The organism is Poseidonibacter antarcticus (genome assembly GCF_003667345.1).
Taxonomy (GTDB): Bacteria; Campylobacterota; Campylobacteria; order Campylobacterales; family Arcobacteraceae; genus Poseidonibacter; species Poseidonibacter antarcticus.
Window position 1 is genome coordinate 172,353 of record NZ_RCWF01000003.1, and the last position, 12,982, is coordinate 185,334.

General features: G+C 29.3%; 11 protein-coding genes. 7 read left to right on the forward strand and 4 right to left on the reverse strand.

The features are described from left to right. The first annotated feature begins 1 nt into the window (after position 1). The 6 genes from murI to D9T19_RS05855 all read left to right on the forward strand — a co-directional run bounded on the left by murI (position 2) and on the right by D9T19_RS05855 (position 5,590). Positions 2 to 787: a glutamate racemase gene (gene murI, locus D9T19_RS05830; protein ID WP_121627286.1), complete on the forward strand. Its 786-nt coding sequence runs from the start codon at positions 2 to 4 to the stop codon at positions 785 to 787. Next, positions 784 to 2,715, forward strand: a complete 1,932-nt coding sequence (locus D9T19_RS05835; protein WP_205588693.1) for a DNA polymerase III subunit gamma/tau — start codon at positions 784 to 786, stop codon at positions 2,713 to 2,715. Before murI ends, D9T19_RS05835 begins: the two co-directional genes overlap by 4 nt. 67 nt (positions 2,716 to 2,782) lie before the next feature. Continuing rightward, positions 2,783 to 3,625 carry a DsbA family protein gene (locus tag D9T19_RS05840; protein WP_121627287.1) on the forward strand — a complete coding sequence of 281 codons (843 nt, stop codon included), beginning with the start codon at positions 2,783 to 2,785 and terminating at the stop codon, positions 3,623 to 3,625. A gap of 12 nt (positions 3,626 to 3,637) precedes the next feature. Then, on the forward strand, positions 3,638 to 4,576 hold the full coding sequence (hemC, locus tag D9T19_RS05845) for a hydroxymethylbilane synthase (RefSeq protein WP_121627288.1): 939 nt from the start codon (positions 3,638 to 3,640) through the stop codon (positions 4,574 to 4,576). 81 nt (positions 4,577 to 4,657) lie between these two features. Further along, positions 4,658 to 5,200 (forward strand): hydrolase, encoded by a 543-nt coding sequence (locus D9T19_RS05850; RefSeq protein WP_121627289.1) that lies wholly within the window; start codon positions 4,658 to 4,660, stop codon positions 5,198 to 5,200. A 6-nt stretch (positions 5,201 to 5,206) separates the two neighbouring features. After that, complete coding sequence (locus tag D9T19_RS05855) at positions 5,207 to 5,590, forward strand: thioredoxin domain-containing protein (protein WP_121627290.1); 384 nt, start codon at positions 5,207 to 5,209, stop codon at positions 5,588 to 5,590. Between the two features lie 85 nt (positions 5,591 to 5,675). Here D9T19_RS05855 and prpF read toward each other — a convergent pair whose 3' ends face one another. From prpF to prpB, 4 genes are all read right to left on the reverse strand, one after another. Next, positions 5,676 to 6,854, reverse strand: a complete 1,179-nt coding sequence (gene prpF / locus D9T19_RS05860) for a 2-methylaconitate cis-trans isomerase PrpF (RefSeq protein WP_121627291.1) — start codon at positions 6,852 to 6,854, stop codon at positions 5,676 to 5,678. A 126-nt stretch (positions 6,855 to 6,980) separates the two neighbouring features. Further along, a complete protein-coding gene (acnD, locus tag D9T19_RS05865; protein WP_121627292.1) occupies positions 6,981 to 9,578 on the reverse strand; it encodes a Fe/S-dependent 2-methylisocitrate dehydratase AcnD in 2,598 nt (865 codons plus the stop codon). Positions 9,579 to 9,773: 195 nt separating this feature from the next. After that, the gene (locus D9T19_RS05870; protein WP_121627293.1) at positions 9,774 to 10,883 is read right to left on the reverse strand and encodes a citrate/2-methylcitrate synthase; all 1,110 of its coding nucleotides are present in this window, start codon (positions 10,881 to 10,883) and stop codon (positions 9,774 to 9,776) included. 57 nt (positions 10,884 to 10,940) lie between these two features. Beyond that, entirely contained in the window at positions 10,941 to 11,825 is an 885-nt protein-coding gene (gene prpB / locus D9T19_RS05875; RefSeq protein WP_121627294.1) for a methylisocitrate lyase, read from the reverse strand. 175 nt (positions 11,826 to 12,000) lie between these two features. On the opposite strand from prpB, the gene D9T19_RS05880 reads away from it, so the two are divergent. After that, on the forward strand, positions 12,001 to 12,978 hold the full coding sequence (locus D9T19_RS05880; protein WP_121627295.1) for a hypothetical protein: 978 nt from the start codon (positions 12,001 to 12,003) through the stop codon (positions 12,976 to 12,978). The last annotated feature ends 4 nt before the right edge of the window (positions 12,979 to 12,982 follow it).

Below are 12,982 nucleotides of genomic sequence, written 5' to 3' on the forward strand. Positions count from 1 at the left end.
ATTGAAAGTAGGAATATTTGATTCTGGACTTGGAGGACTTACTGTTGTAAGTGCTATATCAGAGATATTTAAAGGTGCAGAAATCTTTTATATAGCTGATACTGCTTATGCTCCTTATGGGGAAAAAACACCCGAAGAAATCTTAAATCGTTGTGATAATATTACTAAATATTTAATAGAAAAACACAATATTGATGCTTTAATTGTTGCTTGTAATACAGCAACTTCAGCAGCTATAAAATACTTAAGAAATAGTTTTACTAATTTAATAGTAATTGGAACAGAACCTGGAATTAAACCCGCAATTTTAATAACTAAAAGTCTAAAAGTTGGAGTTTTAGCAACTCCTGCAACACTAAAGGGAAGCAAATATCAAGGTTTAGTAAATGACTTATCAAATATTAAAAAAGTCCAACTATTTGAACAAGCTTGCATAGGTTTAGTTGAGCAAATTGAAAAAGGTGAAATTAATTCAGAAAAAACATATCAAATGCTAGTAAAATGGTTAAATCCTATGAAAAAAAATAGTGTTGATACAATTGTTTTAGGCTGTACTCATTATCCTTTGATTTCAAGTATAATTAGGAAGATTATGCAAGAAAATATTAATTTAATTGAAACAGGAAATGCAATAGCAAATAGATTGTTATCATTAAGTTTGCAAAAAGGTCATATAAATCAAGGTACATTAAATATTTCAATATGCCATACAGGAAAAATTAATATAAATATGATAGAAAAGATTTTAGAAAATAAAAATATTCAAATTAGGAATTGTACAATATGAGTGGAATACAAGAAGACAGAAAAGTTTTAGCTTTAAAATATAGACCTCATAGATTTGAGGATTTAGTAGGACAAAGCACAGTATCACAGACTTTATCTTTAGCATTAGATTCAAATAGATTATCCCATGCTTACCTTTTTTCTGGACTTAGAGGAAGTGGAAAGACTTCAACTGCTAGAATTATGGCAAAAGCTTTACTTTGTAGTGAGGGTCCAACTTCAAAACCTTGTGAGGTTTGTGATAATTGTAAAAGTGCAAATGAAAATAGACATCTTGATATTATAGAAATGGATGCAGCTTCAAATCGTGGTATTGATGATATTAAAGATTTGATTGAACATACAAAATATAAACCAAGTTCTGCAAGATTTAAAGTATTTATAATCGATGAAGTTCATATGTTAACTCCACAAGCATTTAATGCTTTATTAAAAACACTAGAAGAACCTCCTGGTTTTGTGAAATTTATTTTAGCAACTACTGATCCTTTAAAATTACCTGCAACGATTTTATCTAGAACTCAACATTTTAGATTTAATAAAATTGCAAACTCTGATGTGATTCATCATTTAGCACATATTTTAAATGAAGAAAACTTAGAGTTTGACACAGATGCTTTAGAAATAATATCAAGAAGTGGACAAGGAAGTTTAAGAGATACCTTAACATTACTTGACCAAGCGATAATTTTTTCACGTGGAAGAATAACAACTTCAACTGTAGTTGATATGTTAGGTCTTATTGACCCAAAAGTTATGGATGATGTATTTTCAGTAGTTTTATCTTCAGGTGATATATCACCTATTATAAAAGAGTTAGAAAACTATGATGTCTCACAAATTTGTGATGAAATGAGTATTTATTTAAAACATAAAATGCTTGAAAAAGATGCTAGATATGATTTATTATTTTTTGATAGATTTTTTAGAATTTTAGGTGATGCTAAACAACTTCTAGCAATCAATTCTGATGGTGGTTTTGTACTGATTTTAACATTAATGAAAATGATTGAAGCTACTAATATAAAAACATTAGAAGAAATAATTTCAGATGTAGAAGATATTAAAACTAAAGTTGTTCCAATTGAGAAAAAGGTTATTAAAGAAATAGCAAAAAAAGAGCACATTTTAGAAGATAATATCCCTGAAACAAAAATAGAAGAGGTGACTGATGCTGATAAAGTTTTAATAGAATCTACTTCTATGGTTGATTTATCCGTAATTGACTCAATTCCTCAAGTGTCTTATCCTACACCATTTGATGATTTACCTAAAACAAAAGAAATAGAAAATACACAAGACTCAATAAAAGTAGAACCAGTTATTCAAGAAGAACATAAAGAAGTAAATATTTCGCAAGAAGTTGAAGTAGTTCCTATAGAAGAACCAAAAATAGAAGAAAAAAATGATTTATATGAATTATTAACATCAAAAGTTTATGATAGAGATTATTCTTTGGGTGAATGTTTTGAAAAAAACTTTATTTTTAATGGATATGAAAACAATAAATTATCTATTCTTTCATATGCAAAAGATGATGATAGAAAGTTTTTATATAAACATTTTGCATTGATTAGAACTTTTACACAAGATGTATATGGGAAAGATGTTGAATTGGACTTTAAAAAGGATGAAGCCTCCTTAAATAAAAAAGTTGTTGCAAAAAGAGAACAGAAAAAAGAGATAGTTCAAAAAATTAAGCAAGAAGCTAGAGTAGAAGAAAATATTGAATTAAATAATCAAAATACTTCATCAATGATTGAAGAAGTAGAAATGGGTTCAGGATGTGTTGCTGATATGCATAAAAGTTCAGCACCAACTCCTGCACAAAAAGAGTTACAACTAGATGATGTTATAAATTCTCCTATGCTAAATAGGGCAAAAGAACTCTTCGATATTAGAAAAATAACTGTAAAAACGAGGTCTTAGTGTTAACTTTTGATTAATAGTAAATAGTTAGACTATGTATAAATTTTAATTTGAAGGATTGATTATAATGAAAAAAGTATCAAAAGTACTAACACTTGCTGTTTTACTAACAAGTAGTTTATTTGCGAGTGTAAGTGATGATAATGTAATAAAATTTGAAAAGAAAAGAATAGCCCAAAATCCAAATGTTGAAATAGAAAAAATTAGTATTAATATGAAAAAAGAATTACCACTAGATGGTTGGTTTGGATATATTTTAGATGTTGAAGCTAAAGTTGATAACAAAACTATAAATGCTAAGGATATTGTATTTTCTGATGGTAGATATATCTCACTTGATTTATTAGATGCTAAAAATGGGAAATCTTTAAAAGATTTAGTGACACCAGATTTAAGTGCTAAATATTATGATAAATCAAAATTAATTGCAGGTAATGATAAGTCAAAAGATAAAATTGTAGTTTTTTCTGATCCTTTATGTCCATTTTGTATGGATTACATACCTGATATAATTAAACACGTAAATAAAAATAAAGATTCTATTGCTCTATATTATTATCATTTTCCATTATTAAGATTACATCCAGCATCAGGACCTTTATCAAAATTAATGGAATTAGGAAAAGAAAAAGGTATTAAAGATATTGAATTAAAAGTATATGAGACTAATTGGGATGATTATTTTACTGTAAAAGAAACAGATGTAAAAAAAATAGTATCAGGGTTTAATAAAGTATTTAAAACATCATTTACACAAGAAGATGTTTCATCAATTGATCTTATTGATTCTATGGAAAAAGATATGGAAATGGGTGAAGAAGTAATGGTTCAAGGAACTCCAACAATATTTATTAATGGAGAAAAAGATACACAAAAAACTAAATATAAAGATTTAGGAAAAAATAAATAAGAAGGTAAATAAATGGAAAAATTAGTAATTGCAACAAGAAGAAGTAAACTTGCCCTATGGCAATCAGAATTTGTAAAAAGTGAACTAGAAAAACATTATCCTAATATGGAAATAGTACTTCAAGAGTTTGTAACAAAAGGTGATAAAATTCTTGATGTGCCATTAGCAAAAATTGGTGGAAAAGGTTTATTTACAAAAGAGCTAGAAATTGCAATGTTAGAAGGTGAAGCACACCTAGCAGTTCACTCATTAAAAGATGTTCCAACACAATTTGAAGATGGTTTACAACTAACAGCAGTTACTAAAAGATATGATCCAAGAGATGCCTTGTTAAGTAATAAATACGCATCAATTGAAGAATTACCAAAAGGTGCAATAATAGGAACTACAAGTTTAAGAAGAAGAATGGCTTTAAAACTTTTACGTCCTGATATTGAACTAAAAGATTTAAGAGGGAATATTAATACTAGAATTGCAAAGTTAAATGCAGGTGAATATGATGCAATTATTTTAGCAGCAACTGGTGTTCAAAAATTAGGAATTCAAAACGAAGTAAAATATTTTGTTCCTATTTCTACAGATGAAATGATTCCTTCAATGGGACAAGCAACATTAGGAGTTGAAACTACAAAAGATCCTGAAATTGTAAAATTATTATCAGTTTTAAATGATAAAAATGCACAAATTGAATCAACTATTGAAAGAGGTTTTGTAGATACACTTCAAGGTGGTTGTCAAGTTCCTATTGGTGTTAAAGCTACAATTTTAGATGATGAATCTATTAGAGTTCAAGCAATTGTTGGATTACCTGATGGAAGCGAATCAATATCAGAAGATATTACTGCTGATATTAATAATTATGAAAGTATAGGACAAACTTTGGCTCAAACATTTTTAGACCAAGGTGCAAAAGATTTATTAGAACGTGCTGAAAAAGTAGCTTTTAAATAAATTGCTAAATTGTCAATATTTTCCAAGATTTTTTAAAATATATTGTGTATGATTATAGATAATATATTTTAAGGAGATAAAATGAGAATTAATGTTGAAGATACAGTATTTTGTTTAGTTGATGTACAAGAAAGATTATACCCACACGTAACAAACAAAGATGAAATTGAAAAAAATCTTATTACACTTGTTAAAGGTTTAAAAATTCACAATGTTCCTTTTATTGTAAATGAACAATATAAAAAGGGAATAGGTGAAACAATTCCAAGTTTAAGAGAACTTGTAGACGAAGATCCTCATTTTGAAAAAACATCTTTTTCTTGTTGTAAAAATGAAAGTACTTTAGAAGCACTAAAATCATCTAATAAAAAAGTTGTAATAGTTGCAGGAATTGAAACTCACGTTTGTGTATTACAAACTTGTATTGATTTACTTGAAGAGAATTTTCAAGTTGTATTAGTTACAGATTGTGTAACATCTAGAAAACAAAATGATACAGATGTGGCTATAAAAAGATTAGTTCAAGCAGGTGTTATTCCAACAACTTATGAATCACTATTATTTGAATTAACAGTAAATGCAAAAAATCCAGTATTTAAAGAAATATCATCTTTAATAAAGTAGAGTAAAATGAGAAAAATATTTGTCTTATGCCTTTTTATATCTTCATTATTTGCCATACAAGCAAAGCAAATAAATAGTATTGAGGATATAGATACTAACAAAGAGGTAATTTTGGTATTTAGTATACCTTCTTGTCCTTGGTGTATAAGACAAATAAATGTACTGGAAAAAATAAAAGAAAAAAGAGATAGTTTACAGATTGTTAAAGTTGTAAAAGATTCTGATATTTATAATAAATTAATAGAAAAATATCCTTTTCCTGTGCAGTTTTATCCAACATCATTTTTAGTTGATAAAGAAGATAATGAATTAAATATTAAATATGAATTTCAAGGTTTTCAAAAAGAAAAAAATATTATAAAAGTTTTAGATAGTATTGATGAATTTTGATTTTATATCATAGAAATAAAAAAGGGCTAAATAAAATATCTAGCCCTTTTTTTATGAAATAGAATTATAAATAACTATGAATTACTTAGTAATCCATAGTCCCAGCTGGAACATAAACATTTCCATCCATAATAATTCTAGCACTTCTACTCATAGATGCTTTTTCTACAATATACTTACCATCTTTTTGTGATAATGCAGCTCCAACTTTAATAGCTCCACTTGGATGACCAAAAGTAACTGTATCTTTTTCTCCACCACCAGCAGCGATATTTACTAAAGTTCCAGGAATACAAGCAGCAACCCCAATAGCAACTGAAGCTGTTCCCATCATTGCATGGTGTAATTGTTGCATAGATAAAGCTCTTACGTGTAAATCCATTTCGCTAGCTTTTACTTTTTTACCAGATGAAGTTGTAAAATCTTGTGCAGGAGATACAAATGCAATCTTTGGAGTGTGTTGTTGAGTAAGTGCATCAGAAGCATCTTTCATAACACCCATTTTTAATGCACCTGCAATTCTGATTTTTTCAAATCTTTCTAAAGCAGCAGTATCTGAGTTAATATCATCTTGAAGTTCAGTACCTTTATAACCAATAGCATCTGCATTTACAAATACAGTTGGAATCCCAGCAGTTATCATAGTAGCTTTAAAAGTACCAACACCTTCAACTTCTAAATCATCTACTAAGTTTCCTGTAGGGAATAACTCTTCACTAGGATCAACTGGTTCAACGAATTCTAATTGAATTTCTTCAGCAGGAAAAGCAACACCATCAATCTCATAATCACCCATTTCTTTAACCATTCCATCTTCCATTGTTACATAACAAAGAATAGTTTTTTTGATATTTGCTTGCCAAATTCTTACACAACAAACACCATTATTAGGAACATTATCAACTAAACCTTCTTTAATTGCAAAAGGACCAACGGCTGAACTTAAGTTTCCACAGTTTCCACTCATATCAACAAAATCTTTATCAATAGCAACTTGACAAAAATAATAATCAACATCGTGACCTTCAACATCTGATTTACCAACTAAAATAGCTTTAGAAGTAGAAGAAGAAGCTCCACCCATACCATCCATTTGTTTTTTGTAAACATCAGGACTTCCTACGATTCTTTGAAGTAATTTATTTCTTTTTTTTGGATCTTCTTTTGCTTCTTTTGGTAAATCTGCAATATTGAAGAAAGTTCCTTTAGAAGTTCCACCTCTCATATATGTTGCTTTTACTTTAAATTGTGGTTGATAAGACATAGTTAATTTCCTTAGTTTTATTTGTATTTAAGTTCTTGTAAAAAGACTGAAAAAAAATCTTTTGATTTCTTTTAAATCCTTTTAGGGCAAGAGCCCTAAAAGTTTTCAATGTTTAATTAGAAATAATTATTTACTTTCTGCAATAACATCTTTAGCGAATTTTTGTAAAATACCACCATTTTTGTAAACATCAACTTCAGCTGAAGTATCTAATCTACATAATACAGGGAATTTAACAACTTCACCATTTGCTCTAGTCATAACAACTGTTAAATCAGTTCTTGGAGTGATTTCACCTTCAATGTCAAAAGTTTCACTTCCATCAATTGCGTAAGTATGTCTAGTATCACCTTCTTTAAATTGTAATGGTAATACACCCATTCCAACTAAGTTAGTTCTATGAATTCTCTCAATTGATTCTGCAATTAAAACTTCAACACCTGCTAATCTAACACCTTTTGCAGCCCAGTCTCTTGAAGACCCTTGACCGTAGTTAGTACCTGCAATAATAATAAGTGGTTGTTTTCTTTGAGTATAAGTCTCAATAGCTTCCCACATTCTACTTTCAGTACCTTCTGGCATAATTTTAGTTAATGAACCTTGTTTAACAGTTCCATCTTCATTTTTAACCATTTCGTTAAATAATTTTGGATTTGCTAATGTAGCTCTTGAAGCTGTATTATGATCCCCTCTATGTGTTGCATAAGAGTTTAAATCTTCAACAGGTAATCCCATTTTTAAACAATATTCACCAGATGCTGATGTTGGTAAAATTGCATTAGATGGAGATAAGTGATCTGTAGTGATATTATCAGGGAAAACACCTAATGGTCTCATACCTTTAAGTTCAGGCATTTGCATATATTCAGCTTCCCAATAAGGTGGTTTGTTGATATATGTAGATTGAGTATTCCATTTATAAAATGGTGAAATTTCAATTCCACTTAATTCACTTTTTGCAAACATTGGATCATAAATTGCAGCAAACATTTCAGGTCTAACTGAAGCTTTTTCAACTGCATTAATTTCTTCGTCTGTTGGCCATAAATCTTTTAATGTAATAGGGTTACCATTTTTATCTGTACCTAAAGAATCTTTTTCAATATCAAATCTAATAGAACCAGCTAATGCATAAGCTACAACTAAAGCAGGTGATGCTAAGAATGCTTCTTTTACATATGGGTGGATTCTTCCATCAAAGTTTCTATTTCCAGATAATACTGCAGTTGTATAAATATCATTATCAACAACTTCTTTTTGAATTTTTGGATCTAAAGCTCCACTCATACCATTACAAGTAGTACATGCAAATCCAACAATACCAAATCCTAATTCTTCAAGTTCAGGAAGAAGTTTCGCATCTTTTAAGTAAGTTTCAACTACTTTTGAACCTGGTGCTAATGAAGATTTAACCCATGGTTTTCTTTTTAATCCTAATTCATTTGCTTTTTTAGCAAGTAAACCAGCAGCGATAACATTTCTAGGGTTAGAAGTATTAGTACAAGAAGTAATAGCTGCAATTAAGATTCCACCATCTGGAATTTTATTTTCATCTTCTTCTTTAAAATCTTTAATTAAACCATCAGCTACTAATGTATTTGTTGGTACTAATTTATGAGGTTTAGAAGGACCTGCAATTGATCTTGAAACACCAGATAAATCAAATACTAATTCTCTTGCATATGTAGCTTTAGTTAATTCATCAGCCCATAATCCATTTGCTTTAGCATAAGCTTCAACTAATTTAACTTGTTTTGAATCTCTACCTGTTAAAGTTAAATAATCTAAAGTTTGATCATCAATACCAAACATAGCAGCACTTGCACCATATTCAGGAGTCATATTAGAAATAGTTGCACGATCTCCTAAGTTTAAGTATTTTAAACCTTCACCAAAGAATTCTAAGAATGATGAAATTACATTATTTTCTCTTAAGAATGAAGTTAATGTTAATGCAATATCCGTAGCAGTAATTCCTGGAGCTCTCACACCAACAACTTTTACACCAATAACTTCAGGAACTCTCATATAAGAAGGGTTTCCTAACATTACATTTTCAGCTTCTAATCCACCAACACCAAGTGCAAATACACCAAGTGAATCAACATGAGGTGTATGTGAATCAGTTCCAACTAATGTATCAGGTGATGCAATACCATCAATATTATGCACAACAGGAGACATTTTTTCTAAATTGATTTGATGCATAATACCATTCCCTGGAGGAATAACATCTACATTATTAAATGCTTCTTTAGTCCAGTTAATAAAGTGGAATCTATCTGCATTTCTTCTATCTTCAATATCTCTATTTTTTTGGAATGCATCTGGATCAAATCCACCACATTCAACAGCTAAAGAGTGATCAACAATTAACTGAGTAGGTACAACAGGATTAACTTTTTTAGGATCTCCACCTTCTGCTGCAACAGCTTCTCTTAAACCAGCTAAATCAACTAAAGCAGTAAGTCCTAGAATATCGTGAGTTACTACTCTTGAAGGATACCAAGGAAAATCTTTATCAGTTCTTTTTTCAATTAATTGAACTAAAGAATCTTTTAATTCTGCACTTGGACATTTTCTAAGTAAATTTTCTGCTAATACTCTTGAAATGTAGTTTAATTTGTCAAAAGAACCAGGAGTGATATCTTCAACAGCTGCTCTTACATCGTAATAGCTTGTATCGAAACCTTCTAGTTTTTTAAGATATTTTTCGTTTGTCATATTTTATATCCATTTTATGTGATTTTAATAGGGGGTATTTTTAATTGACCATCCTATAGTGTTTGCTAGTGATCAATCTGTTTGTAGTTAACTACAATTGTTATGTAGCACTAGCACATTTCAAGCTAGTTTAAAATTATAGAAACTAACTTGAAATCGTATTTGTAAGTATTTTTATTTTAAAAAGGAGAAGAATTACGCTCTATCTTCGATAGCAACGAAAGCTCTTGGATCTTCACCATTATATTCAGAACTAGGTCTAATGATTTTATTATTTGCTCTTTGTTCAAATGCATGTGCAGCCCATCCAGCAGCTCTTGACATAATGAATAATGGAGTATAATATAATCTTTCAATTTGCATATAGTGATAAATTAATCCACCGAAGAAATCAATATTATCAGGTAAACCTTTATCAGCTTTTACTTTATCTCTGATTGCTTTTGCAATATCAAATAATTTAGGATCAGATGTTGGTAATTCTTTTAACTCTTTAGCTAATTCAAAACCAATAGGAGATCTTGGATCTACTTCTCTATATACTCTATGTCCAAATCCCATAATTTTTTCTTTTCTAGCAAATAATTCATCAACTGAAGTTAATGCATCTTCAACATCTGTAAATCCAAGTACAAATTTAATTGCAACTTCATTAGCACCACCATGTAAGTGACCTTTTAAAGTTCCAATTCCAGTAGTCATACAAGAATAGATATCTGATAATGTAGAAGCAGTAATTCTATTTGCAAAAGTAGAAGCATTAAACTCATGCTCTGCATATAAAGTTAACATTGCATTCATAGCTTTTACTTCAACAGGTAATGGAGTTTTTTCTTTTAATCTTTCAACAATGTAACCAGCTATTGTAGTTTCATCAGATTTTAAATCAACTTCTTTACCATTTACATGCCAATGATGCCAATAGATTAAAAATGATGGGAAAGCACCTAATAATCTAGTGATTTTTTCCATTTGATCAGAAAAATCTTCAGCTTCTGGTTCCATACAACCTAAAGCTGAAGTAGCAGTTCTCATAACATCCATTGGATGAGAAGAAGCTGGTAATGATTTTAATACATCTTTTAAGTTTTGTGGTAGTTCTCTACCCTCGATAATTTTAGCTCTAAAATCTGCTAATTGAGTCTTATTTGGTAATTCTCCAACTAATAATAGATAAGCTACCTCTTCAAAATCTGCTTTTAAAGCTAAATCAGCAATATCATAACCTCTATAGTTAAGACCATTACCTAATCCACAAGTACAAATTGCTGAAGTTCCAGCTGAAACACCTGCTAATCCACTCATATTTTCTCCTTATTTAAATGTTTAATTTTTCTTAATATTAATAAAGCGGAAGTAAAATTACTTCGCTTTACCTTTTGCAAATAATGCATCCATTTTTTGCTCGTAATCATGGTAATTTAACATATCGTAAAGTTCCATTCTTGTTTGCATAGTATCAAGAACACCTTCTTGTGTACCTTTTTCTTTTAATTCTTGGTATACAGTTAAAGCAGCTTTATTCATTGCTCTAAATGCTGATAATGGATAAAGAACCATATCAATACCAACTTCAGCTAATTCTTCAGTTGTAAACATTGGAGTTGCACCAAATTCAGTGATATTAGCTAATACAGGAACAGACATTTGGTCTGTAAATTCTTTGTATTCTTTTAAAGTATGGATAGCTTCTGCGAAAATTGCATCTGCTCCAGCTTCAACGTAAGCTAATGCTCTATCAATTGCAGCTTGTTGACCTTCACTTGCGTGAGCATCAGTTCTAGCAATAATATAAAATTCTGGATCTAATTCCATTTTAGCATCAACAGCAGCTCTTAATCTATCACACATTTCTTCTGTAGATACTAATTCTTTATTAGGTCTGTGTCCACATCTTTTTGCAGCAACTTGATCTTCAATATGAAGTCCAGCAGCTCCTGATCTAATGAATTCTTTCACAGTTCTTGCAACATTAAAGGCATGTCCCCAACCAGTATCAGCATCAACAATTAATGGTGTATCACAAATTGAAGTAATTCTTCTAATATCAATACAAACATCTTCGATCATAGTCATACCTAAATCTGGTAAACCATATGATGCATTTGCAATTCCTCCACCTGAAAGGTAAATTGCTTTATGTCCTACTTTAGTAGCTTGTAATGCTTGATATGCATTAATTGTTCCTACGATTTGTAAAGGAGTTTCTTCCTTTAATGCTTCTCTAAATTTTTTTCCTGCGCTCATGTGCATCCTTTAAATTTTGAATTGGTGATAATTATACATCAATTCTACATAAGGGGATTGTATATCTTTTGTATTATAAATTACAATTTTTTTGATAAAATAGTAATTATGTACAATATTTGTTTTTATGTTGTAAAATAGTACAATAACAAATAAACTTAATAAAGGCATGCTAATGAATTATAAAAATTCAATTGATAAATTTATTGAAATATTTAAAAGATCAAATTTAAGTATTTCAAAGTTCGCTTCGTTGATAAATAAAGATAGAAGAACCGTAACTTCGTGGATTGATAATTTAACTGATATTGAACCAAGTAGTGATATTAAAGATAAAATTTGTAATATTTTTAGATATCCTGATTATATATGGGAAGAGGGGTGTAGTGGTGATGATTTTTTAAAGTCTATTACACAAATTCCTCAAAAAGAAGTAAGAATTATCGATGAAGATTATTATGGTAGATTAAAATATATAATGGAACTAGAACAAAATAGAAGATTTGTTATACAAGCACAATTCCCTGGACCTATGTATAGAGATACTGCTGTACAAGAAGTTTATAGAACAAAATCAAGTAAAGATATTGAAGAGTTAAAGCAAGCTAGAATTGATCAAATGCTTAGATATGATTATGATACTACAGAATGGTACTCTATAAAATCTATTTTATCTTTTTGTTTTGCAAGTATTGGAAACTTCTTTTCTAGAGAAGAGAAAATCAAGATTTTGGAAGTTATATATGAATTGTTTAATAATAACTATAATAAGAAATTATTTTTGTTTGATTCATTTTCCAGAAAAATATATGGAACTGAAACAACATATATTTCAATAAATGTAAAACAAAAAATACTTTTTTTTAAATCACCAATAGAATCTGTATTTATAGAAATTAGAAATAAAAATCTTGTTGAAAGAATGCATAAATATTATTCATCACCTATTGAAGCACCTTCTCATGTAAATTTTTTAGAATCAGTAAAAATTATTAAAATACTTCAAGATGCATTGAAATATAATAATACAATAGTACAAGCATATGAAGTTATAAATAGAACTACTGATTATGGTGAACTTTTTTATCATAATTTATCTATTGATTTACAAAAAGAAGTGTCAGCACCAAAACCAGGACAAAGACGGAATTAAATTT